General features: G+C 71.9%; 18 protein-coding genes. 11 read left to right on the forward strand and 7 right to left on the reverse strand.

What is annotated here, in order from left to right:
• Nucleotides 1–86: 86 nt before the first annotated feature.
• Both SOM11_RS02280 and rsmI read right to left on the reverse strand, forming a co-directional pair.
• Entirely contained in the window at nucleotides 87–1,073 is a 987-nt protein-coding gene (locus SOM11_RS02280) for an NADP-dependent oxidoreductase (RefSeq protein ID WP_320477070.1), read from the reverse strand.
• 88 nt (nucleotides 1,074–1,161) lie between these two features.
• A complete protein-coding gene (gene rsmI / locus SOM11_RS02285) occupies nucleotides 1,162–2,022 on the reverse strand; it encodes a 16S rRNA (cytidine(1402)-2'-O)-methyltransferase (RefSeq protein WP_192059513.1) in 861 nt (286 codons plus the stop codon).
• Between the two features lie 46 nt (nucleotides 2,023–2,068).
• Here rsmI and SOM11_RS02290 point away from each other — a divergent pair, with 46 nt between their 5' ends.
• The 5 genes from SOM11_RS02290 (at nucleotide 2,069) to SOM11_RS02310 (ending at nucleotide 7,155) form a co-directional block, all read left to right on the forward strand.
• Nucleotides 2,069–3,772, forward strand: a complete 1,704-nt coding sequence (locus tag SOM11_RS02290; protein ID WP_320477071.1) for a dolichyl-phosphate-mannose--protein mannosyltransferase — start codon at nucleotides 2,069–2,071, stop codon at nucleotides 3,770–3,772.
• Nucleotides 3,773–3,867: 95 nt separating this feature from the next.
• Nucleotides 3,868–5,160, forward strand: coding sequence for an O-acetylhomoserine aminocarboxypropyltransferase/cysteine synthase family protein (locus tag SOM11_RS02295; protein WP_192059509.1), 1,293 nt, complete (start codon nucleotides 3,868–3,870; stop codon nucleotides 5,158–5,160).
• Nucleotides 5,161–5,166: 6 nt separating this feature from the next.
• Nucleotides 5,167–5,748 carry a CoA-binding protein gene (locus tag SOM11_RS02300; RefSeq protein WP_192059506.1) on the forward strand — a complete coding sequence of 194 codons (582 nt, stop codon included), beginning with the start codon at nucleotides 5,167–5,169 and terminating at the stop codon, nucleotides 5,746–5,748.
• A gap of 82 nt (nucleotides 5,749–5,830) precedes the next feature.
• Nucleotides 5,831–6,703 (forward strand): sulfurtransferase, encoded by an 873-nt coding sequence (locus tag SOM11_RS02305; protein ID WP_320477072.1) that lies wholly within the window; start codon nucleotides 5,831–5,833, stop codon nucleotides 6,701–6,703.
• 74 nt (nucleotides 6,704–6,777) lie between these two features.
• Nucleotides 6,778–7,155, forward strand: coding sequence for a hypothetical protein (locus tag SOM11_RS02310; protein ID WP_320477073.1), 378 nt, complete (start codon nucleotides 6,778–6,780; stop codon nucleotides 7,153–7,155).
• 122 nt (nucleotides 7,156–7,277) lie between these two features.
• On the opposite strand, the gene SOM11_RS02315 is transcribed toward SOM11_RS02310, so the two are convergent.
• The 5 genes from SOM11_RS02315 to SOM11_RS02335 form a co-directional block, all read right to left on the reverse strand.
• Nucleotides 7,278–9,311: a thioredoxin domain-containing protein gene (locus SOM11_RS02315; RefSeq protein WP_320477074.1), complete on the reverse strand. Its 2,034-nt coding sequence runs from the start codon at nucleotides 9,309–9,311 to the stop codon at nucleotides 7,278–7,280.
• A gap of 35 nt (nucleotides 9,312–9,346) precedes the next feature.
• Entirely contained in the window at nucleotides 9,347–10,528 is a 1,182-nt protein-coding gene (locus SOM11_RS02320) for a bifunctional 2-methylcitrate synthase/citrate synthase (RefSeq protein WP_320477075.1), read from the reverse strand.
• 39 nt (nucleotides 10,529–10,567) lie between these two features.
• Nucleotides 10,568–11,470, reverse strand: coding sequence for a methylisocitrate lyase (prpB, locus tag SOM11_RS02325; RefSeq protein WP_192059497.1), 903 nt, complete (start codon nucleotides 11,468–11,470; stop codon nucleotides 10,568–10,570).
• A gap of 50 nt (nucleotides 11,471–11,520) precedes the next feature.
• Entirely contained in the window at nucleotides 11,521–13,092 is a 1,572-nt protein-coding gene (locus tag SOM11_RS02330) for an MmgE/PrpD family protein (protein WP_320477104.1), read from the reverse strand.
• Between the two features lie 111 nt (nucleotides 13,093–13,203).
• On the reverse strand, nucleotides 13,204–14,787 hold the full coding sequence (locus SOM11_RS02335; protein ID WP_320477076.1) for a long-chain fatty acid--CoA ligase: 1,584 nt from the start codon (nucleotides 14,785–14,787) through the stop codon (nucleotides 13,204–13,206).
• Nucleotides 14,788–14,962: 175 nt separating this feature from the next.
• Between SOM11_RS02335 and hrpA the strand changes: the two genes are divergently transcribed.
• The 6 genes from hrpA (at nucleotide 14,963) to SOM11_RS02365 (ending at nucleotide 24,513) form a co-directional block, all read left to right on the forward strand.
• Nucleotides 14,963–18,823 (forward strand): ATP-dependent RNA helicase HrpA, encoded by a 3,861-nt coding sequence (gene hrpA, locus SOM11_RS02340; protein ID WP_320477077.1) that lies wholly within the window; start codon nucleotides 14,963–14,965, stop codon nucleotides 18,821–18,823.
• Nucleotides 18,824–18,926: 103 nt separating this feature from the next.
• Complete coding sequence (locus tag SOM11_RS02345; RefSeq protein WP_243215209.1) at nucleotides 18,927–19,937, forward strand: LacI family DNA-binding transcriptional regulator; 1,011 nt, start codon at nucleotides 18,927–18,929, stop codon at nucleotides 19,935–19,937.
• A gap of 151 nt (nucleotides 19,938–20,088) precedes the next feature.
• Entirely contained in the window at nucleotides 20,089–20,985 is an 897-nt protein-coding gene (locus SOM11_RS02350) for a glucose 1-dehydrogenase (RefSeq protein WP_192059489.1), read from the forward strand.
• Nucleotides 20,986–21,150: 165 nt separating this feature from the next.
• Nucleotides 21,151–22,518: an extracellular solute-binding protein gene (locus tag SOM11_RS02355; RefSeq protein WP_320477078.1), complete on the forward strand. Its 1,368-nt coding sequence runs from the start codon at nucleotides 21,151–21,153 to the stop codon at nucleotides 22,516–22,518.
• Nucleotides 22,519–22,630: 112 nt separating this feature from the next.
• Complete coding sequence (locus tag SOM11_RS02360; protein WP_374231412.1) at nucleotides 22,631–23,605, forward strand: carbohydrate ABC transporter permease; 975 nt, start codon at nucleotides 22,631–22,633, stop codon at nucleotides 23,603–23,605.
• On the forward strand, nucleotides 23,602–24,513 hold the full coding sequence (locus tag SOM11_RS02365) for a carbohydrate ABC transporter permease (protein WP_192059484.1): 912 nt from the start codon (nucleotides 23,602–23,604) through the stop codon (nucleotides 24,511–24,513). Before SOM11_RS02360 ends, SOM11_RS02365 begins: the two co-directional genes overlap by 4 nt.
• Nucleotides 24,514–24,546: the final 33 nt, after the last annotated feature.

The following is a 24,546-nucleotide window of genomic DNA, read 5'->3' on the forward strand; positions in this document are numbered from 1 at the left end:
TAGGTGCGGGCACCGACGGCGCGACGCGACCCGCGCCTCCTCGGCTCCGGTCGTCGAAGCCGAGGAGGCGCGGGTCGCCCGATCGATCAGGTCGCCTGGTCGGACCCCTCGTCCGTCCCGGCCCGCTCGCCCTCGCGCTCGCCCGGGTACTCGACGACGTCCATGCCGAGCACGTACTTGCCCCGGGCGTGGCCGTCCTCCAGGTCGCGATAGGCGCTCCTCACCTCGTCGATCGGGAAGACGCCGTCGATGGGCACCGTGATCTTCGCCTCGGAGATCAGCCCCAGCAGCTCGGTCAGCACCGCCTGCGTCGTGGCCTGGGCACTGCCCTCGGCCTTCACCCCGTGCCGCTCGACCGCGTCGAAGTCGGCGATCGTGTCGATCCGCTGGGGCGCGACCCCGAGCTCGAGCGCGTACTCGACGTTCCCGTGCCCGTAGCAGTCGATGAACGCGTCGACGCCGTCCGGCGCGGCCGCGCGGATCCGCTCGACGACGCCCTCGCCGTACTCGACGGGGATGACGCCGAGACTGCGGAGGAAGTCGTGGTTCTGCTCGCTCGCGGTGCCGATCACGGTGAGACCGCCGAGCACGGCCAGCTGCGAGACGAGCACGCCGACGCCGCCGGCTGCTGCCGAGACGGCGATCGTGTCGCCCTCTGTGGCCTGCACGGCTCGCAGCGCGGCGAACGCCGTGGGGCCCGTGACGCTGATGCTGCCGGCCGTCTCCCACCCGATGCCGTCCGGCTTCCGCACCAGCTGATCGCTCGGCACGACGACGAACTCGGCGTGCGACGACCTGGTCGCCCAGCCGGCGACCTCGTCGCCCGGCGACCACTCGTGGACACCCTCGCCGACCTCGTCGACGATGCCGGCGAAGTCGGTCCCCTGCCCCGACGGGAACGCCGCCGGGAACACGTCGTGCAGCAGACCCGCCCGGATCGCCGCCTCACCGGGGTTCAGCCCGGCGGCCTTCACGGCGACGACGACCTGCCCGGGGCCGGCCTGCGGCTTCGCGATCTCGACGACCCTCAGCTCGTCGATGTCGCCGTAGTTCTCGAACCGGACCGCCTTCATGCCGTACTCCTCGCTCTGCCGCGCACGCCCCGTGCAGACGCGCCGTGCTTCGAGCTTGCACCCCCGCGCGTGAAAGGGGTCGGGCCGCCTACGGGCGATCGGGCCCGGGGGCGGCACCGGGCGCGGGGCGCGGCGGGCGGGCGGCGAGCGCGGCCTGGTACAGGTCGCGGCGAGAGAGACCCGTGGCCGCCGCGACGTCGGTGGTGGCCTCTTTCAGGCGGACGCCGTCGGCGACGAGCGCCTGCACCTGCGCCAGCCCGGCCGCGAGGTCCACGACGCGCTCGGGCGCCCCCTCGACGACGATGCAGATCTCGCCGCGCACACCCTCCGCGGCCCAGGAGGCGAGTTCGGCGGCGGTGCCGCGCCGCACCTCCTCGTGCATCTTCGTCAGCTCGCGGCAGACCACGGCGCGACGGTCGGCGCCCATCGCGGTGGCGAGATCGGCGAGCGAGTCGGTGAGACGGTGGGGCGATTCGAAGAAGACCATCGTGCGGCGCTCGTCGGCGAGCGCTCCGAGCACCCGCAGGCGGTCGCCCTGCTTGCGGGGCAGGAACCCCTCGAAGCTGAACCGGTCGGTGGGCAGGCCCGAGACGGCGAGCGCGGTGAGCACGGCCGACGGGCCGGGGATCGCCGTGACGGTGACGCCCGCGGCGGCAGCGGCCTCGACGAGGGGGAACCCGGGGTCGCTGATCGCGGGCATGCCGGCGTCGGTCAGCACGACGACGTCGGCGGTGCGGGCGAGCTCGACGACCTCGCCCGCCTTCTCGCGTTCGTTGTGCTCGTGCAGGGCGATCAGCCGCGGGCGGTTCTCGACGCCGAGGGCGCGCATCAGGTGGATCGCCGTGCGGGTGTCCTCTGCAGCGACCACCTCGGCGTTCGACAGCGTCTCGATGAGGCGTCGCGAGGCGTCGCCGAGGTTTCCGATGGGGGTGGCGGCGAGCACGATCACCCGACCATTGTCCCCCGGGAGCCCCGTCGCTCATTACGATGGCCCGATGACGACCCCGCCCGAGCGCGCCTCCGACGCGCTCGTCGAGGCGCGGGTCGACGCACGGGTCAACGGTCGGGACGCCGAGGAGGCGCGGGTCGACTCCCTCACGCCCGCTCACGCCGCCTCGTCGACGCACCAGGGCCCGCCCGCGATGACCCGTCTCGACGCCTGGTGGGGTCGCCTGCTCTCGACCCCCGCGCGTCGTCGGGCCTGGGCGTGGGGCGGCCCGATCGCCGTCACCCTGCTCGCGGCGGTGCTGCGGCTCTGGCACCTCGGCCGGCCCGGCTCGCTGGTCTTCGACGAGACCTACTACGTCAAAGACGCGTGGACGCTGCACAACCTCGGCTACGAGGCCGCCTGGCCCGCCGACTACGACGCGACGTTCGCCGCGGGCGGCGCCGACGGCTTCACGACCGACCCGTCGTTCGTGGCGCATCCGCCGCTCGGCAAATGGCTGATCAGCCTGGGCATGGCGGCGCTCGGCCCGGACGACCCGGCGGGCTGGCGGCTCAGCACGGCCGTCGTCGGGATCCTCGCCGTCGCGCTCGTCGCCGTGATCGGCTCGCTCCTGCTGCGCTCGACCCTGGTCGGCACCCTCGCCGGGTTCCTGCTCGCCATCGACGGGCATGCGATCGTCATGTCGCGGGTGTCGCTGCTCGACAACTTCGTGATGTTCTTCGGCCTGCTGGCGTTCGGAGCGGTGCTGCTCGACCGGCGGTGGACGTCGCACCGACTCGACGACTGGGTGACGAGGAGGCGCGGCGCCGGTCGCGATCTCGCCTGGGGCCCGGCGATCTGGTCGCGTCCGTGGCTGCTGGCCGCCGGGCTGTTCTGCGGTCTCGCGACCGGGGTCAAGTGGAACGGCCTGTACTTCCTGGCCGTCTTCGCCGTCTACACCGTGGTCGTCGACGTGCTGGCCCGCCGACGTGCGGGGGTCGAGTTCTGGCTGACGGGCACCCTGTGGAAGCAGGCCCCCGTGAGCTTCCTCCTCACGGTGCCGATCGCCCTCGTCGCGTACGTCGCCACCTGGACGGGCTGGTTCGTCACCGGCGGCGGCTACTACCGCAGCTGGGTCGAGGAGGGCGGGCAGCGCTGGACGGGCGCGCTCGCGTGGGTCCCCGACGTGGTGCAGAACTTCTGGCACTACGAGGCCGGCGTCTACGCCTTCAACGTCGGGCTCGCCACCCCGCACTCGTACCAGGCGAACCCGTTCACCTGGCTGCTGATGCTGCGGCCGACGAGCATGTACTACCAGGGGTTCGACCAGGGTCAGGGCGGCTGCGAGGTCGCGCGCTGCGGCGAGGCGATCACCTCGGTGGCGAACCCGGTCATCTGGTACGCGGCCGTGGCGGCCTGTCTCTACCTGGTCTACCGGGTCGTCCGCCATCGCGAGTGGCGCTACGGGGCGATCCTCGTCGGCGTGGCGGCCGGCTACCTGCCCTGGCTGGCCTTCTCCGACCGCACGGTCTTCCAGTTCTACACGATCGCGTTCGAGCCCTACCTCGTGCTCGGGCTCGCCGCCGTGCTCGGCATCATCCTCGGGCGGCGCACCGATCACATCGACCGCCGGCGCAGCGGCATCGCCGTGACGGCCATCGTGCTCGTGGCCGCCGTGGCCGCGACCGTCTTCTTCTACCCGCTGTGGACGGCGCAGCTGGCCGACTGGGAGTTCATCCGCATCCACTACTGGATCCCCAGCTGGAAGTGACACCGCGCCTCCTCGGTTCAGGAGGCGCGGGTCGGCATGTGTAGTTCTGTTACCTCCCCGGTCGCCCCGTGACGACCAGCGGCTAGCGTTGGCGCATGGCAGATCGTGAGTACGGCTTCCGCACGCGGGCGATCCACGCGGGCAACATCCCCGATGCGGTGACGGGCTCGCGGGCCCTCCCCATCTACCAGTCGAGCGCGTTCGTGTTCGACGACACGGAGGACGCCGCGGCGCGGTTCGCCCTGCAGAAGTACGGCAACATCTACAGCCGTCTCGCGAACCCGACCACGGCCTCGTTCGAAGAGCGCATCGCCAGCCTCGAGGGCGGCCTGGGCGCCGTCGCGACGTCGAGCGGACTCAGCGCGCAGTTCATCACCTTCGCCTCGCTCGCCGGGGCCGGCGACCACATCGTCGCGAGCGCGAACCTCTACGGGGGCTCGATCACCCAGCTCGATGTGACCCTCCGCCGGTTCGGCGTCGAGACGACGTTCGTCCAGTCGAGCGACCCGGCCGACTACGCCGCCGCGATCCGCCCCGAGACGAAGCTCGTGTTCGTCGAGACGGTCGCGAACCCGTCGGGCGAGATCGCCGACCTCGAGGGTCTCGCCGAGGTCGCGCACGCGGCCGGCGTGCCGCTGATCGTCGACTCGACCATCTCGACCCCGTACCTCAACCGCCCCATCGAGTGGGGCGCCGACGTCGTCATCCACTCGGCGACGAAGTTCCTCGGCGGGCACGGCACCACGCTCGGCGGCGTCGTCGTCGAGTCGGGGCGCTTCGCGTGGGACACCGAGCGGTTCCCGTTGTTCGACCAGCCCGTGCCGAGCTACGGCGGGCTGAACTGGTCGGGCAACTTCGGCGAGTACGCGTTCCTGACCCGGCTGCGTGCCGAGCAGCTGCGCGACATCGGCCCCGCCCTCGCACCGCACTCGGCCTGGCTGCTCGCCCAGGGCGTCGAGACCCTGCCGTTCCGGATGCGCGCCCACGTCGAGAACGCCCGTCACGTCGCCGAGTGGCTCGACGCCGACCCGCGCATCGAGCGGGTGCGCTGGGCCGGTCTGCCCGATCACCCGCACCACGACCGGGCGGCGAAGTACCTGCCGGAGGGGCCCGGCTCGGTGTTCACCTTCGAGCTCAAGGGCGGGCGCGCCGCCGGGCGGACCTTCATCGAGTCGGTCGAGCTGGCCAGCCACCTCGCCAACATCGGCGACGCGAAGACCCTGGTGATCCACCCGGGCTCGACCACGCACGCCCAGCTGAGCGAACAGCAGCTCGTCGACGCGGGGGTGCTGCCGGGGTCGGTGCGCATCAGCGTCGGCATCGAAGACCCGGACGACATCGTCCACGACCTCGACCAGGCGCTCAGCGCCGCGACGAAGGGCGAGTGACCCGCCATGACCTCAGCACCCACCGCCGAGACCGTCACCACGCAGCTGACCAACGGTCTGACCTGCGAGCTGCCGGCGTCGTCGCCTCTCGCGAAGCTCCTGAAGTCGCAGCGGACCTGGGTCGGGCCGGGGGCGCGTGAGCGTCAGGCGATCCTCCGCGGGGCGTCGAGCGTCGCCATCGTCGGGGCGTCGCCGAACCCCGCGCGCTCGAGCTACTTCGTCGGCACCTACCTGCAGCAGTCGAGCGACCTGCGGGTGTACTTCGTCAACCCGAACGCCGACACGATCCTCGGGCAGAAGGCCTACCCCGACCTCGCGTCGCTGCCCGAGGTGCCCGACATCGTCGACGTGTTCCGCAAGGCGAGCGACATCCCCTCGGTCGTCGACGACGTGCTCGCGAGCGGTGCGAAGACGATCTGGGTGCAGCTCGGCATCTACAACGAGGAGGCCGCGCGGTACGCCGAAGAGCAGGGGCTGACCGTCGTCATGGACCGCTGCATCAAGGTCGAGCACGCACGGTTCCACGGCGGGCTCAACCTCATGGGCTTCGACACCGGCGTGATCTCGGCCAAGAAGACCGGCCGCTGACGCACACGGCGGGCGGGCGGCGCGTGACGCCGTGTTGCCCGCCTCCTGCCGGATGTCGGTCGTGGTGGCTACCGTGGGGGCCATGCCTCCCGTGCTGACCTCCCCTCTCGTCTCGACCCAGTGGCTCGCCGACCACCTGGGCGCCGACGACATGGTCGTGGTCGACACCACCGTCCGGCCCGTGGCGGGTGTCGACGGCACCCCGACGGGCCGCTACATCACGGGTCGCGAGGGTCACCGGGCCGAGCACGTGCCCGGTGCCGTGTTCGCCGACCTCATCCGCGACTTCAGCGACGCCGACGCGCATCTGCCGTTCACCCGCCCCGGCCGGTCGCGCTTCGAAGACGCCGCCGGGGCTCTCGGCATCTCGAACGAGACGACCGTGGTCGTCTACGACGACGCGCACAGCGAGTGGGCCTGCCGTCTCTGGTGGCTCTTCCGGGCGTACGGGTACGACGACGTGGCGGTGCTCGACGGCGGCGCCTCCGTCTGGCGCGACGAGCGGCGGCCCGTCGAGCGCGGGCACGTCGAGCCCGAGCCCGCGCTGTTCGAGGCGAGCGAGCGACCCGATCTCTGGGTCGACAAGGCGTTCGTCGAGCGCGTGGTGGCCGGCGACGAGAAGGCGGCGCTCGTCTGCGCGTCACCGACGGCCGAGTTCGCCGGTGTCGAGGGGCGGCGCCCGAGACTCGGGCACATCCCCACGAGCGTCTCCGTGCCGGTCGACCGCGTCGTCGACGCCGACCGCCAGTTCCGCCCCGAGCGCGTCATCGAATCCGTGTTCGCCCCGGTGGCGAGCGCCGACCGTGTCGTCGTCTACTGCGGGGCCGGCATCGACGCGAGCGCCGACGCCTTCGCTCTGACGCTGATCGGCGAGCGCAACGTCGCCCTGTACGACGGTTCGCTGAACGAGTGGTCGGCCGACGCCGACACCCCGCTCGAGTCGCTCGCCGCCTGACGCGGCCCGCGCCCCGGTGCTCGACCGATCGGGCGCACATGTCGCGCGCACCTCCACGGCGTACGGTGCCGCGCATGCACGATGACGAGCACGACACCCAGCCCAACGGCGCCCAGCCCGGCGCCGACCAGCCCAGCGACACGCAGGCCGGCGACTCGAGCAGCGACTCGACCGGCAGCACGTCGCCGGCCGCCGACGGCACGACGGACAGCGACGACCCGACGGCGGACTTCCCGCGCAGCGAGAAGACGACGGCCGAGATGCAGCGGTCGGCCACGGCCGACTCCCCCGCCGTCGACGACGACACCGACCTCGACGCCATCAAGAGCCTCCCCGGCGAGGGCGGACCGGACGACGTCGGCGACATCGAGGTCGACCCGGCCGATCTGAATCTCTCGGGCGACTCGATCCCCGGTCACCCCAAGCCCGGCCCGCCGAGACCGCGCCCGTAGGGAACCCTCCTCAGCGACAGCCGCAGCGGCAACAGCAGCCGCGGCCGCACCGGCACGGCCCCTGATCGCGACGTGCCCGAGACACCGCCGAACACGACGGGTCCCGGGCATGTCGCGTTCTGTCAGGCCTGTGCGAGTTCGCGGTCGAGCGATGCGACGTCGGTCACGGGCAGTCGGCAGACGAAGTCACGGCAGACGTAGGCCGTCGCGAGCGACGTCTCGGACGTGGGCCCGGATGTCGAGCGGCGCCCGGCGAAGAGCTCGAACCCGGCCTCGGCGAAGGCCCGCGCCGAGGAGTCGTCGACGACGGCCACCACGAGCCCGGGTGCGACCTCGCTCCTGACCCGCGCCGCGAGTGCGCGTACCTCCGTGCCGGCACCCGTATCGGCAGCCGCGTCGGGCACCACGACCACGACCTGCGTCGCCCCCGCGGCGAGGTCGGCCAGCAGGCCGAACGTCGTGCCGTACGCCGACGGCGAGTCGACGGCAGCGGCGGCGGCGGGGGCCAGCGCGAGCTCCGCGGCGGTCCGGTAGCGCGCCTCCCCGGTGAGGCGATGCAGGGTCGACGCCGCCGTCGCGAGCGACGCGACACCCGAGGGGTACGCGCCCTCCGACGGGTCGGTCACGAGCGCCGTCCCCTGCGCCTGCAGCACGGGGTCGCCCCCGCCGGGAGCCGCGAACACCGGACGATCGGCACCCGCCGCACCCGCGCCTCCTCCGCCGTCCCGCTCCGCGTCGAGGCACAGGTCGACGAGCCGTCGCGCCTCGACGGCGTAGCGCGGCTCCCCGGTCGCGAGGGCGAGCTGCAGCAGACCCTCGGCGAGCATCCCGTAGTCCTCGAGGGCGGCCGACGCGCTCGACACCCCGGACGACGTGGAGGCGCGCAGCAGTCGCCCCTCCGCCGTGACGTGCTCGGCGAGCAGCAGGTCGGCCGCTCCGCGTGCGGCGGCGATCCACTCGGGGTGGTCGAGTCGCCACCCCGCCTCAGCCAGTGCGGCGACGGCGAGGCCGTTCCAGCCGGTGAGGACCTTGTCGTCGACGGGCGGCGCCTCGTGCCGGGCCCGCCCGGCCGCGTCGAGCAGGTAGTAGCCGCCCTCGACGCGGCGGCCGTCGATCGTGCTCTCGCTGTCCTGCGCCGACCCGAAGCCGCCGCGCGCGGTGCGCAGCCATTCGAGCAGGAACGTCGCGACGCCCTCGGCCGCCTCGCGCGAACCGATGCCCGCCGCGGCACCGGCAGCACCCGCCTCGCGCGACCCGGCGCCGCCCTCGAGCACCGCCGCCCGCGAGTACGCCGTCAGCAGCAGCGCGTTGTCGTAGAGCATCCGCTCGTAGTGCGGGTCGGCCCAGTCGTGTCGCGTCGAGTACCGGAAGAACCCGCCCTCGACGGCGTCGCGGAGGGGCGACGCCGCCATGGCCCGCAGCGTGCGCGACGCGAGCCCCGCGGCCGCCGGGTCTCCCCCGGCCCCGAGCGTCAGCAGCGCGAGTTGCAGCGGCGCGGTGGGGAATTTCGGCGCCCCGCCCAGCCCGCCGTGCTCGGTGTCCTCGAACGGGACGAGCCGACCGGCCGCCGACCGCAGGGCCTCCGTCGTGGGGAGTGCGATCGACGCCGGCCCCGCGGTCGGCGAGACGACCCCGTCGACGACCGCAGGAGGCGCGGCTCGGCCGACCAGCGCCTCCTGGACCGCCCGGCCGGTCGCCTCCACCTCGTCGCGCCGCTCGCGCCACGCCTCGGTGACCGCGTCGAGCACCTGGCCGAACGCCGGATGCTCGCCGACCGGGGTCGGCGGGTAGTACGTGCCCGCGTAGAAGACGCGCCCCTCGGGGGTCGCGAAGGCGGTGAGCGGCCAGCCGAGACTCGGCGTGAAGGCCGACGCGGCGGCGAGGTAGCTCGAGTCGACGTCGGGGTGCTCTTCGCGATCGACCTTGACCGCGACGAACCGATCGTTCAGCGCCGCGGCCAGCACGGGGTCGGAGAAGCTCTCGCGCGCCATCACATGGCACCAGTGGCAGGTCGAGTAGCCGATCGAGACGAGCACGGGCACGTCGCGACGGGCGGCCTCGGCGAAGGCCTCGGGCCCCCACGGACGCCAGTCGACGGGGTTCTCGGCGTGCGAGCGGAGGTACGGGCTGACGGCGTCGGCGAGGCGGTTGGTCATGCCGCCCACGGTAGGCGGCGGCGACGTCCCGTGGTTCAGCCGCGGGGCGGCACGTCGCGCAGCTCGACCCCGTCGTAGTGGCTCAGCGGCCTGATCAGCGAGTTCGCCTCGCGCTGCTCGATCACGTGGGCGCTCCAGCCGAGCACCCGTGCGGCGACGAACAGCGGCGTGAACACCGACGTGTCGAAGCCCATCAGGTGATAGGCCAGCCCCGACGGGTAGTCGACGTTCGGCTTCAGGTCCTTCCGTTCGAGCACTCCGGCGGCGAGCGCCTCGTAGGTCGCGGCGAGATCGCCGACGCGGTCGTCTCCGGAGGCGCGGGCCCGGTCGACGAGGCCGGCCAGCGCCACCTCCATGGTCGGCACCCGGCTGTCGCCGTTCTTGTACACCCGGTGACCGAAGCCCATGATCTTCTCGTGCCGGGCGAACGCCCCGTCGAGCCAGGCGCCCGCGCCCGCGGCGCCCCCGTCGTCGGTCACCCGGGCCAGCAGCTCGAGGGCCGCCTCGTTCGCGCCGCCGTGCAGCGGCCCCTTCAGGGCGCCGATGGCGCCGACCACCGACGAGTGCAGATCGGAGAGCGTCGAGGCGATCACCCGCGCCGTGAACGTCGAGGCGTTGAACGAGTGCTCGGCGTAGAGCACCATCGACGTGTCGAAGGCGTCGACGTCGAGCGGGTCGGCCTCGCGTCCGAACACCTGGTGGAGGAAGTCGGCGCTGTAGCCGAGGTCGTCGCGCGGGGCGATCGGGGGCAGATCGTGGCGTCGGCGCTGGTCGTAGGCGATGACGGCGGGCAGCACGGCGAACAGGCGGGTGGCGAGTCGTCGCGTCGCGGCGGCGTCGTACTCGCCCGGCGCGGTGCTCGACTCGGGCTGGGCCGCGCCGATGGCGCTGACGGCGGTCCGCACGACGTCCATCGGGTGCGCCGACGTCGGGATGAGATCGATCACGTGCAGGAGGCCCGGTGCCAGCGGGCGGGCGGCCCGCAGCTCGGCGTCGAAGGCGGCCCGTTCGGCGGCGGTCGGCAGTTCGCCGTGCAGCAGCAGGTAGGCGACGTCCTCGATGTCGCGCTCGGCGGCGAGCTGCTGCACGGGGTACCCCCGGTAGAGCAGCGAGTTGCTCGCCGCGTCGACCTTCGAGACCGCGGTGCGATCGACGACGACGCCGGCCAGCCCCTTGTGCAGCTCGACGGGCGGGTCGGTCGTGATGGTGTCGGTCATGGTCACTCCTTCGTGATCGGGTGTGCGTGCGAGGCGCGGTCAGCGCTCCACGGTGAAGTCGAAGACGCCCGAGTCGAACGCCGAATAGCCCCGGTAGTCGATCAGGTCGTAGAGATCGGTGCGGTGCTGCATGGAATCGAGCAGCGCCTCCTGGGTCCCCGCCGAGTCGATCTCGTCGAGCCCGCGGGCCGCCGCGCCCATGGCGAGCCGCAGCAGCGTCACGGGGTAGATGACGATCCGCACGCCGGCGTCGCGCAGCTCGTCGGCCGTGTGCAGGCGTCCCTTGCCGAACTCCGTCATGTTGGCCAGCACGGGCACGTCGACGGCCCGGGCGATCGCCTCGAACTCGTCGAGACCGGTCATCGCCTCGGGGAACACCGCGTCGGCGCCCGCGTCGACGAGCGCCTTCGCCCGGTCGACGGCCGCCGCCAGCCCGTCGATCGCCCGCACGTCGGTGCGCGCCATGATCAGCAGATCGGGGTCGCGTCGCCCGTCGGCCGCGGCACGGATCCGCTTCAGCGCGGTGTCGAGGTCGACCACCGCCTTGCCGTCGAGATGACCGCAGCGCTTGGGGTTGACCTGGTCCTCGATGTGCAGACCGGCGACCCCGGCGTCCTCCATCGTCTGCACGGTGCGGGCGACGTTCATCGGCTCGCCGAAACCCGTGTCGGCGTCGACGAGGGTCGGCAGATCGGTCATCCGGGCGATCTGGTGCGCCCGCTGGGCCACCTCGGTCAGGGTCGTGAGGCCGATGTCGGGCAGACCGAGATCGGCGCTGACGACGGCGCCCGAGACGTAGACGCCCTCGAAGCCCTTCTGCTCGATCAGGCGGGCGCTCAGCGGGTTGAAGGCACCGGGGAGGCGCAGCAGCTCGTCGGTGTCGTCGAGTCGGGCCCGGAGGCGGCGGCGCTTCTCGGCCGGCGTCAGCGTCGAGTACAGCATCAGAGGGACTCCAGCATCAGATCGGCTCCCGCATCAGAACGGCTCCCTCATCAGAACAGCCCGTCGGGCAGGGCCTCGTCGGCCGATCGGAGCGACCCGGGAGGTGCGGCGAGGGTGAGGGCCTGCAGCTCGCCGGCCCGCAGCTCGGGGAGGCGCTGCGCCACGTCGAGGAACCTCTCGATCTCGGCCGGGTCGAGCACCCCGTCGGCGAGGGTGCGGAACTTCCGCACGTAGTCGTCGCGACCGAAGGGCCGGGCGCCGAGCGGGTGGGCGTCCGCGACGGCGATCTCGTCGACGAGACGGCGGCCGTCGACGAACGTGACCTCGAGGCGACCGCCGAAGGCCTTCTCGGCGGGGTCGATCGAGTGGTACCGGCGGGTCCACTCGGCGTCCTCCGCGGTGGTGATGTGACGCCAGAGGGCGACCGTGTCGGGGCGTGCGGCCCGCTCGGGCGCGTAGCTGCGCTCGTGGTGCCACTCGCCGTCCTGGAGGGCGACGGCGACGATGTACGGGATCGAGTGGTCGAGCGTCTCGCGGCTGGCGGTCGGGTCGTACTTCTGCGGATCGCCCGCGCCCGAGCCGATCACGACGTGCGTGTGGTGACTGGTGTGCAGCACGATCGACTCGACGGCGGCGGGGTCGCGCAGCTCGGGGTGCTCGCGGCCGAGTCGGCGGGCCAGGTCGATCCAGGCCTGCGCCTGGTACTCGGCGCTGTGCTCCTTCGTGTAGCTGTCGAGGATGGCGCGCTTCGACTCGCCGGGGCCGGGCAGCGGCACCCGGTAGTGCGCGTCGGGGCCGTCGAGCAGCCAGGCGATGACGCCGTCCTCGCCCTCGTAGATCGGGCTGGGGCTCGTCTGCCCGCGCAAGGCCCGGTCGACGGCCTCGACGGCCTGCTTGCCGGCGAACGCCGGGGCGTAGGCCTTCCAGGTCGAGATGAGGCCCTTGCGCGACTGACGCGTCGCCGTGGTGGTGTGCAGGGACTGCGCGATCGCCTGAGCCGTCGTCTCGGCGTCCAGGCCGAGCAGCGCGCCGATGCCGCCCGCGGCGCTCGGGCCGAGGTGCGCGACGTGGTCGATCTTGTGGGCGTGCAGGCTGATCGCCTTGACGAGGTCGATCTGCAGCTCGTAGCCGGCGGCCAGACCGCGCACCAGCTGCTCGCCCGTCGCGCCGACGTGCTGGGCGACGGCGAGCACGGGCGGGATGTTGTCGCCCGGGTGCGAGTACTCGGCGGCGAGGAACGTGTCGTGGAAGTCGAGCTCGCGCACGGCCACGCCGTTCGCCCAGGCGGCCCACTCGGGCTGCACGCGGGTCGCCGGGTCGAGACCGACGACGGTGGCGCCCTCGCGACCGCGACCGGCGGTGCCCGGTCGACCCGCGCCTCCTCGGCCGTCGGCGGGGGTCTGCAGGCGCGCCGCGGCCTGCGCTCGAGCGGCCGCGACGGGGGCCCGGCCGAGACCGGCAGCCGAGACGGCGGCGTTGTCGATGACCCGGTTGACGACCATGTCGACGACGTCGGCGTCGACGGCCACGGGGTCGAGGGCGACTGCGGCCAGCTTGGCGGCCAGCTCGTCGGCCCGGGCGAGCGGGTCGTCGGAACGGTGGACGTGCACGTCGTTGAGCATCACGCCCTCGACTCTAGGCGCGACGGGCCGCATCGCGCGACGGCCGTCGCCCCCAGGAGGCGCGGGTCGCCCTCAGGAGGCACGGGTCGGCTCACGAGGCGCCGGTCGTCCTCAGGAGGCGCGGGTCGGCTCCGCCACGCCGAACCGCTCGACGAGCGCCCGCTTGAGGATCTTGCCGCTCGGGCCGAGCGGCAGAGAGTCGACGACGTGCACCACGCGCGGGAACTTGTACGCCGCGATCGCGTCGGACACGAAGGTGACGAGCTCGGCGGGCTCGACCGTGGCGCCCTCGCGCAGCACGACGGCCGCCTCGATCTCCTGACCGTGCATCTCGTGCGGCACGCCGAAGACCGCCGCCATGGTCACGTCGGGGTGCTTGGCCAGCACCTCCTCGACCTGGCGGGGGTACACGTTGTACCCGTTGCGGATGATCATGTCCTTCGTGCGATCGACGATCGTGAGGTAGCCGTCGTCGTCCTTGGTGCCGAGGTCGCCGGTGCGGAACCAGCCGTCGACGATCGCCTCGGCGGTGTCCTCGGGCCGGTTCAGGTAGCCGTTCATCAGGTTGTGGCCGCGGATGACCAGCTCGCCGATCTCGCCGTGCGGCAGCAGGGCGATCGAGTCGGTGACGGCGGGGTCGGCGATCTCGACGTCGACACCCCAGATCGGCGTGCCGATGGTGCCGGGCCGCGGGGTGCGGCCGACGTGGTTGAAGGTCGCGACGGGCGACGTCTCGGTCAGCCCGTACCCCTCGTGCAGCGGGGCGCCGAAGACCTGCTCGAACCGCTCGAGGACGGCCAGGGGCAGCGAGGCGCCGCCCGAGACGGCGTAGCGGAGGCGCGGTCTGCCCTCCGAGCGCGTGGCCGCGTCGAGCAGGGCCATGTACATCGTGGGGACGCCCATGAAGATCGCGCAGTCGTGCTCGACCATGGCGGCGAGGGCCGCGTCGCCGTCGAAGCGCGGCAGCATGACGATCGTCGCGCCGGCACGCAGCCCGGTGTTCATGGTGCAGGTCTGACCGAAGGTGTGGAACAGCGGGAGCGCGCCGAGCAGCACGTCGCCGCGCCGCATGTCGAAGGTGCTCATCAGGTTCGTGTTGACCTGCTCGATCAGGGCGAAGTGCGACCCCTCGGCGCCCTTCGGCTGACCGGTCGTGCCGCTCGTGTAGAGGATCGTCGCGGTGTCGAACGGGTCGCGGGGCACGTACGTGTCGAGGGGCTCGGCGGCCTCGGCGAGCGCCTCGAGCCGGTCGTGCCCGGTGCCGTGCGGGTCGACGGAGGTGCCCGGGGCGAGCACCGTGACGACGTCGACGCCGGCCAGGGAGGCGCCGGCGGCGCCCTCGCCGAGCAGCGGGGCCGCGCAGACCAGGATCGTCGCGCCGCTGTCGCGCAGCACGTACTCGATCTCGTGCCGTTTGAGCAGCGCGTGGACGGGGACCGCGACGGCGCCGAGGGCCAGCGTCGCGTAGTAGACGCGGGGGAAGTCGGCGACGTTGGGCACGAGCATGGCGACGCGGTCGCCCTCGTGCACGCCCTTGGCGCGGAGTGCGCCCGCGTAGGCGAGGGTCTGCTGCCAGAGCTGGGCGTAGGAGGTGCGCTCGGCTCCCACGATGACGGCGATGTCGTCGGCGAATCGGGTGGCCGATTCGGCCAGGATCGCGGCGACCGACGCGGTCGCGCGAGAGGGGGTGCTCATGTTCGGGTGTTCTCCGTCTCCGTTGACGAGTAATGCTCGCAGGATAGTACGCCGCCTCGCCAGACCCCCACCCGGGGTCCATCGACCCGCGCCTCCTGGGCGGGGTCGCCCCTGTGGAGGACGACCGGCCCCCGGCACCAGGGGAGGGCCCGTGAGCGCTTAAGCTGGAACGCCCATGATCCCCACCATCACGTACCCGCCCGAGCTCCCGGTCAGCCAGAGGCGCGACGACATCGCCACCGCGATCCGCGACAACCAGGTCGTCATCGTCGCCGGCGCCACCGGCTCGGGCAAGACGACGCAGCTGCCGAAGATCTGCCTCGAGCTCGGCCGCACGAAGATCGGCCATACGCAGCCCCGCCGCATCGCCGCCCGCACCATCAGCGAGCGCATCGCCGAAGAGCTCGGCGACGAGGTCGGCGGTGTCGTCGGCTACCAGGTCCGGTTCACCGACAAGGTCGGCGCCGACACCCAGATCAAGCTGATGACCGACGGCATCCTGCTGAACGAGATCCACTTCGACCGCGACCTCACCCGGTACGACACGATCATCATCGACGAGGCCCACGAGCGCAGCCTCACCATCGACTTCCTCCTCGGGTACCTCAAGCAGCTCCTCCCCCGCCGCCCCGACCTCAAGCTCATCATCACGAGCGCGACCATCGACCCGCAGTCGTTCTCGAAGCACTTCGGCGACGCCCCCATCGTCGAGGTCTCGGGCCGCACCTACCCGGTCGAGGTCCGCTACCGCCCGCTCGTCGCCGACGAGACCACGGGCGACGACGACGGCGACACCGACCCTGACGACGACCGGCAGGAGGCGCGGACCGGCGACCGCAGACAGCGCGCCGACGACAAGGACTACCTGCAGGGCATCAACGAGGGCCTCGACGAGCTCGCCCGCGAGAGCACCGGCGACGTGCTGGTGTTCCTCAGCGGCGAGAACGAGATCCGCGACGCCGAAGAGAGCATCCGCGGCCGCAACCTGCCGCACACCGAGGTGCTGCCGCTCTACGGCCGCCTCAGCGCCGCCGATCAGCACCGCGTCTTCCAGCCCAGCGCCACCGCGGGCACCCGCCGCCGCATCGTCCTCGCCACGAACGTCGCCGAGACCAGCCTCACCGTGCCCGGCATCAAGTACGTGATCGACGCCGGCACCGCCCGCATCAGCCGCTACTCGACCCGCGCCAAGGTGCAGCGCCTCCCGATCGAGGCCATCTCGCAGGCCAGCGCCAACCAGCGCTCCGGCCGCTCGGGCCGCACGAGCAGCGGCATCGCGATCCGCCTCTACAGCGAGACGGACTTCGAGAAGCGCCCCGAGTACACCGAGCCCGAGATCCTCCGCACGAACCTCGCCGCGGTCATCCTGCAGATGATCTCGCTCGACCTCGGCGACATCGCGGCCTTCCCCTTCCTCCAGCCGCCCGACTCCCGCGGCATCAAAGACGGTCTCGACCTCCTCCGCGAGCTCGGCGCCGTCACCCAGGGCGGCAACATCACCCGCGTCGGCAAGCAGCTGACCCGGCTGCCGATCGACCCGCGCCTCGCCCGCATGGTCGTCGAATCCAAGACGCACGGCACGACCCGCGAGGTGCTCGCCATCGTCGCGGCCCTCAGCATCCAGGACCCTCGCGAGCGCCCGCTCGAGAGACGCGCCCAGGCCGACGAGAAGCACGCCCGGTTCCGCGACCCGGCCGGCGACTTCATGACCCTGCTGAACCTCTGGAACCACCTCGAAGACAAGCAGAAGGAGCTCAGCGGCAACGCCTTCAAGCGCCTCTGCCGCGACGAGTTCCTCAACTACCTGCGGATCCGCGAATGGCAAGACGTATACCGCCAGCTGTCGCGCGCCTCCCGCCCCCTCGGTCTGCACATCGGCGAGCGCAGCACGAACCCCGACGGGGTGCACCGCAGCCTGCTCGCCGGTCTGCTCAGCCAGATCGGCCTGTTCGACCCGCAGAAGAAGGACTACGTCGGGGCGCGTCAGTCGCGTTTCGTGGTGTTCCCGGGCAGCGCGCTCGCGAAGAAGCAGCCCGCGGCGATCATGAGCGCCGAGCTGGTCGAGACGAGCCGCCTGTTCGCGCGCGTCAACGGCGCCATCGACCCCGCGTGGGCCGAGCCGCTCGCCCTCGATCTCGTGAAGCGCAGCTACGGCGAGCCGCACTGGGAGAAGAAGCAGGGCGCCGTCGTCGCCTACGAGCGGGTCACGCTCTACGGTGTGCCCATCGTGCCGAGGAGGCGCGTGCAGTTCTCGCGCATCGACCCGGCCTACGCGCGTGAGCTGTTCATCCGGCACGCTCTCGTCGAGGGCGACTGGGAGTCCCAGCAGGCGTTCGAGCGCAAGAACGAGCTGCTGATCCGCGAGCTGACCGAGGTGGAGGAGCGCACCCGCCGCCGCGACATCCTCGTCGACGGCGACGCGGCGTTCGAGTTCTTCCAGCGGCGGATCCCGGCCGACGTGTTCAGCACCCGCGACTTCGAGGGCTGGTGGCGCAAGGCGCAGAAGGACACCCCCGACCTGCTGACCATGACGGCGGCCGACCTGCTCGGCGACGACGAGCCCGACGTCGACGAGCAGGGGTTCCCCAGCACCTGGCAGCAGGGCGACCAGACGCTGACGCTGCGCTACCGGTTCGAGCCCGGCGCCGACGACGACGGCGTGACGGTGGTCGTGCCCCTGCCGCTGCTGCCGCGCCTCCGTCCGGTCGGGTTCGACTGGCAGGTGCCGGGTCTCCGCGACGAGCTGGTGACCTCGCTGATCAAGTCGCTGCCGAAGCAGATCCGCAAGAACGTCGTGCCCGCCGCCGACTGGGCGAAGAAGATCACCGACGAGCTGCCCGACGCTCCCCCGTCCGACACCGCCGAGCCGTTCACGGCGACCCTCGCGGCGGTCATCAAGAGGCTCACCTACACGCCCGTCGCGGTCGACGACTTCGACCTCGACCGCGTGCCGGCGCACCTCCGGGTGTCGTACGCCGTGGTCGACGACCGCGGTCGCGAGGTCGGCAGCGACAAAGACCTGGGGGCCCTGCAGCACCGTCTGCGCGACGCGACCCGCGACAGCGTCGCGCGCGTCACGCAGGGCGGCGGTCGCGACGCCCGCGGTCGCGGAGGCCGAGGAGGCGCGGGTCGGGTCGCCGACGCCGGTCAGCGCCCCGCGAACTCCCTCGAGCGCACCGGCATCACCTCGTGGGACTTCGACGAGCTGCCCGCCGTGGTCGACACCCGGCACGGCGACACGGTGATCCGCGCGTACCCGGCGCTGGTCGACCACGGCGACTCGGTCTCGATCACGCTGATGGCGACGCCGGTCGACCAGGCGCAGGCGACGCCGAAGGGCGTGCGGCGTCTGCTGATGCTCGCGACCCCGTCGCCGATCGCCTACGTGCAGCAGCACCTGACGAGCCCCGAGAAGCTGATCCTCGCGACGAGTCCGTACCAGAACACGGCGGCGCTCTTCGCCGACTGCCTCGTCGCGGTCGTCGACGACGTCCTGTTCCGGGTGAAGCCCGACGGCATGGTGATGACCAAGAAGGAGTTCCTCTCGGCCCGCGACCGCGTCTCGAGCGCCGTCATGGACCAGATGTTCCAGACCGTGTCGCTGGTGGCGCGCACCCTGACGGCCGCCCGCGACGCCGACAAGGCGCTCAAGGGCGCGACGTCGATGAACCTCCTCGCGGCGCTGACCGACATGCGCCAGCAGCGCGATCGGCTCGTCCACCCCGGCTTCGTCTCGGCGACCGGGCTGCAGCAGCTGCAGCGCGTGCCGGTGTACCTCGTCGGCATCACCCGGCGCACGACGAAGCTGCTCGAGAACCCGCAGCGCGACCGCGTCTGGCTGAGCGAGGTGCAGCAGGCGACCGAGCGGTACGAGACCGCGGGCGGGACGTTCCCTCCGCCCGACACCGCGCCTCCTGCACTCGCCCGCGCGCGGTGGATGCTCGAGGAGTTCCGCCTCAGCCTGTTCGCTCAAGACCTGCGGCCGAGCGAGAGCGTCTCGCTGCAGCGCATCGTGAAGGTGCTCGCCTCCGCCTGAGCAGCTCCGACGCCGAGACCCCGCTCATCCGCCGAGACCCCGCCGCGCGCGCCGGGGTCTCAGCGCGTTCCCGGGGTCTCGTGGCCGCGACTAGCCTTGGCGCATGCGCGCGACGGTGAAGGACGTGGCGGCACTCGCCGGGGTGTCGCCGAAGACCGTCTCGAACGTCATCAACGGCGTCGTGTTCGTGCGACCCGAGACCCGCGAGCGCGTCGAGCAGGCGCTCGCCGAGCTCGACTACGTGCCGAACCTCAGCGCCCGGGGGCTCCGCAACGGACGAACCGGGTCGATCGCCCTGGCGTTCCCCGACCTGACCACGCCGTACAGCGCCGAGATGTCGCACTGGTTCGTCGAGGTCGCGCACGAGCGCGGCTGGGCGGTGCAGCTCGAGCAGACCGGCACGCGCCCCGAACGCGAGGGCGAGCTGCTGCTGCGCGGCAAGGAGCACCTCGTCGACGGTCTCGTGCTCAACCCGACCAGCCTCGACGAGAGCGCGATCGTCGGCGCCGAGAGCCTGCCCCCGCTCGTCGTGATCGGCGAGGTCGAGCAGACCCTCGTCGACCAGGTGCGCGTCGACAGCGTCGCCGCGGCCCGCGACATGACCGAGCACCTGATCGGGCTCGGCCATCGCCGCATCGCCGTGCTCGGCAGCTCGGGTCGCGACTTCGACACGGCGACGGCGCGCGCCCGCACCCAGGGCTGGTCCGAGGCCATGGCCGCCGCCGGCCTCGCGGTCGACGAGGGCCTGCGCTGGTCGTGCGACGCGTGGTCGCCCGCCGCCGCCTCCGCCGCCGTGACCGAGGCCCTCGCCCGGCACGACGCGCCCGACGCGCTCTTCTGCTTCACCGACTCGCTGGCCATCGGCGCCGTGCACGCGCTCTGGTCGGCGGGCCTCCGCGTGCCGGGCGACGTGTCGGTCGCCGGGTTCGACGACATCGCCGACGGCCGCTTCGTGCTGCCGCCGCTCACCACCGTGGCCCTCGACAAGCGGCTGTTCGCCGAACGCACCCTCGAGCTGCTGGCCGCCCGCATCGCCGAGCGCGACCGGCCGACCGAGCTCGTGATCATCCCGCACACGATCGTCGCGAGGGCGAGCACGGCTGCACGCCGCTGACCGGCGGGTCGACCGCCCGGGCCGCCCCGCGCCTCCTGCCGTTCCGTTCGTCGTCGGGATAGACGACGGCCGTTCTCCAGCGGCCCCCTCACGAGGAGGCGCGGCGAGGCCTACCGTCGAACCTCCCCTGCCGAGATCGAGAGGCTCCACCATGTCTGCAGACCAGTACGCATTCGAAGACCCCACCAAGAAGTTCGCCGACATCACCCCGAAGGCCCAGTACCTCGAGGGCGCCGGCACCGACGAGGAGCTCAGCTCGCCCGCCGACCACGGCGAGGAGACCTACCGCGGCTCGGGCCGACTCGAGGGCCGCAAGGCGCTCGTCACCGGCGGCGACTCGGGCATCGGCGCGGCCGTCGCCATCGCCTACGCCCGCGAAGGCGCCGACGTCGCCATCAGCTACCTCGCCGAAGAGGAGGAGGACGCTCAGCGGATCGTCGCCCTCATCGAGGCTGCCGGTCGCAAGGCCGTCGCCCTGCCCGGCGACATCAAGAGCCGCGAGGTGTGCCTCGACATCGTGCAGAAGACCGTCGACGCGCTCGGCGGCCTCGACATCCTCGTGAACAACGCCGGCAAGCAGCAGCACGTCGAGGACTTCGCCGACCTCGACGACCAGAACTTCGACGACACCTACAAGACCAACGTGTACGCCATGTTCTGGATCACCAAGGCCGCCCTGCCGCACCTCGCCCCCGGCTCGACGATCATCAACACGACGTCGATCCAGGCGTACCAGCCGGCCCCGATGCTCGTCGACTACGCCTCGACGAAGGCCGCGATCAACACCTTCTCGAAGGGTCTCGCCATGCAGCTCGCGCCGAAGGGCATCCGCGTCAACGCGGTCGCGCCCGGCCCGATCTGGACCCCGCTGCAGCCCGCGGGCGGCCAGCCGTCCGACGCCCTGCCCGACGTCGGCAGCCAGACGGCCCTCGGCCGCTGGGGCCAGCCGGCCGAGCTCGCCCCCGCCTACGTGTTCCTCGCGTCGGGCGAGTCGAGCTACGTCGTCGGCGAGACGCTGCACGTCGACGGCGGCATGCCCACGCCGTAGTCGCCGCGTCCGCCGACGAGGCGCGGGTCGGGTCGCACCCGGCCCGCGCCTCCTCGCGTCCCGCCCCACGGGCCACTCCGCGACGACGCCGGAGAAAGCTCTTGCGTTTGCATTACAACGATGTAATGCTGTCGGCAGTCGACGACTCACAAAGGAGTGAACCCGATGACCCCACGTTCCACGACGCCCGGCACACCGAGCGAGACATCCGCGCCCCGCAGCCTCAGCCGCCGCAATCTGCTGGTCGGCGGTGCGGCCCTGCTGGGCGGCGCCTTCGCCGTCGGCGGTCTCGCCGGCTGCTCGACCGGGGTGACGGCCGGCTCCGGCGGTGTCGCGAGCCTCAGCTTCTGGCATCTGCTGAGCGGGGGCGACGGCATCAAGATGTCCGCCCTCGTCGACGAGGCCAACGCCCAGAACCCCGAGTTCAAGGCCACCCAGACGGTGCTCGCCTGGGGCACGCCGTACTACACGAAGCTCGCCATGGCCTCGGCCGGCGGCCGCGCCCCCGACGTCGCGATCATGCACGCATCCCGCGTGCCCGGCTACGCCCCCGGCGGACTGCTCGACCCGTGGGACGTCGAGAAGCTCGCCTCGTACGGCGTGCGCGAGCAGGACTTCGCCCCCGCCGTCTGGAAGGCCGGCTTCAGCGGCGACGAGCTCTTCTCGGTCGCCCTCGACTCGCACCCGTTCATCCTCCTGTACAACACCGAGATCGCCGAGAAGGCCGGGGCCCTCGGCAGCGACGGGCGCCTGGTCGAGATCACGAGCCCCGAGCAGTTCCTCGAGGTCGCCAACGCCATGCAGGCGGTCACCGGCAAGCACGGCGCCTCGTGGGGCTACCTCAATGACGGCGCCCAGCTGTGGCGCATGTTCTACACGTTCTACAAGCAGCAGGGCGCCGACATGGTGCTCACCGAGGGCGGAACGGTCGAGTACGACGAGGCGGCCGCCGTCACCGCTCTTAAGTTCATGCAGAAGATGACCGACGGCACGGCGATGGCCACCGCGAGCGACATCCAGTCGGGCATCGCCGAGTTCGTCAGCGGCGACAGCGGCATGCTCTTCACCGGCGTGTGGGAGGTGCCCAGCGCCCAGAAGGCCGGCATCCCGTTCGACGCGAGCATCATCCCGACCCTGTTCGGCACGCCCGCCGTCTACGCCGACTCGCACTCGTTCGTGCTGCCCCGACAGGGCGAGGTCGACGAGGTGAAGCGAGAGGACGTCTACAAGATGGTCTCGACCATCCTGAAGGACTCCATCTCGTGGGCCGAGGCCGGTCACATCCCGGCGTACGGACCGGTCGTCGACAGCGCGGCCTACGCCGAGCTGCAGCCGCAGGCCAACTACGCCGAGGCGGCCGACTACCTCAACTACGACCCGCCCGCCTGGTTCAGCGGCTCGGGGTCCGACTTCCAGACGTACTTCCTCGACACGGTGCAGTCCGTGATCCTGTCGAAGAACGACGCCGCCGCGGGCATGCGCGCGTTCGTCGCCCGCGTGAACACGCAGCTCTCGCGACCGGCACCGGTGTGACCGGGCCCACCCGCTCCTCCTCGGCCCAGGCCCTCCAGGAGGCGCGGCTCCAGCGGTCGTCGCACCCGGCACCGCAGCACCCCACGACGCACGACGACGAAGGAGTCGACCTGTGACCAGCACGACGGTCAAGGCCCCCGCGGCCGCGCCGGACACGACGCGATCGGCGGCACCCGCACGGGTGCGGACCGGCTCGCGCCTGAAGCCCGGGGCCCACAAAGACAACCGGATCGGCTGGGGGTTCGCGGCGCCGTTCGCGATCCTCTTCGGGCTGTTCCTGGTCTGGCCCGTCATCCACGGGCTGTACCTCAGCTTCACCGGGCAGAGCCTCACGGGCTCGGGCGGCGAGCTGATCGGCGTCGCCAACTACGCCGAGGCCTTCGCCGACGGCGACATGTGGCGCTCGATGGCGAACACTCTGTGGTTCACCGTGCTGAGCACGATCCCGCTCGTCGTCGTCGCCCTGCTGCTGGCGCTGCTCGTCAACACGGGCCTGCCCGGTCAGTGGCTCTGGCGGCTGAGCTTCTTCCTGCCGTATCTGCTGGCGTCGACCGTCGTCTCGCTGTTCTGGATCCAGCTCTACAGCCCCACGCTGGGGCCCATCAACAACGTGCTCGCGACCCTCGGGCTGCCGCAGCCGGCCTGGCTGCAAGACCCCAGCACGGCCATGATCGCCGTCGTCGCGACCACCGTGTGGTGGACGGTCGGCTTCAACTTCCTGCTGTATCTGGCCGCGCTGCAGAACATCCCCGACCAGCAGTACGAGGCCGCATCGCTCGACGGCGCCGGTCGGTGGCGCTCGCTGCTGTCGATCACCATCCCCCAGCTCGGCCCGACCACCGGTCTGATCGTCATCCTGCAGATCCTCGCCTCGCTGAAGGTCTTCGACCAGATCTACCAGATGACCACCGGCGGCCCGGCGGGCAGCACCCGCTCGGCCGTGCAGTACATCTTCGACACCGGGTTCACCGGCTACCGGTTCGGCTACTCGTCGGCCATCTCGTACATCTTCTTCGCCCTGATCATCGTCATCTCGGTCGCGCAGTTCGCCATCGCCGCGCAGCGCCGGAAAGGAGCCCAGCGATGACCGCCCCCGCCGTCGCCCCGGGCAGCGGACTCCGCGCCCCCACCGCCGACCGGGCCCCGCGTCCGCACAAGCCGGGTCAGCGCCGGTTCGGCCCGCTCGCCGTCGCCAGCGTGATCGTCCTGATCGTGCTCGCCGTCCTCTGGCTGCTGCCGTTCCTCTGGTCGCTGTCGACCTCGTTCAAGAGCGAGGCCGACGCCGCGGCGACACCGCAGACCTGGCTGCCGGCCGGAGGCTTCACCCTCGACGCCTACCGCGCGGTGCTGACCGAGGGCAACATCCCCGTCTGGCTCTTCAACAGCCTGCTGACCTCGATCGTCATCACCGTGATCGTCGTCGCGACCTCGGCTCTCGTGGCCTACGCGTTCTCGCGTCTCGACTTCGCCGGCAAGAAGTGGCTCTACGTCGCGACCATCGCGTCGATCATCATCCCGCCGCAGGTGCTGATCGTGCCGCTGTTCTACCAGATGCTCGCCTTCAACATGGTCGACACGTACTGGGGCGTGATCCTGCCGCAGGCCATCGCGCCGGCCATGGTCTTCGTGCTCAAGAAGTTCTTCGACCAGGTGCCCATCGAGCTCGAAGACGCGGCCCGCGTCGACGGCGCCGGCCGGATCCGGGTGTTCTTCACCATCCTCCTGCCGCTGTCGCGGCCCATCCTCGGCGCCGTGTCGATCTTCGTGTTCATCGGCGCGTGGAACAACTTCCTCTGGCCGTTCATCGTCACGAACGACTCCGCCCTGCTCACGCTGCCGGTCGGGCTGCAGACCATCGAGAGCGCCTACGGCATCCAGTACGCCCAGAACATGGCGTCGGCGATCCTGGCCGCGCTGCCGCTCATCCTGGTGTTCCTGTTCTTCCAGCGGCAGATCATCAAGGGCATCTCGACCACCGGCTTCGGGGGGCAGTGACCACCCGACCCGCGCCTCCCCCATCCCTCTCCG

Source organism: Frigoribacterium sp. CFBP9029, from assembly GCF_034045305.1.
GTDB lineage: Bacteria > Actinomycetota > Actinomycetes > Actinomycetales > Microbacteriaceae > Frigoribacterium.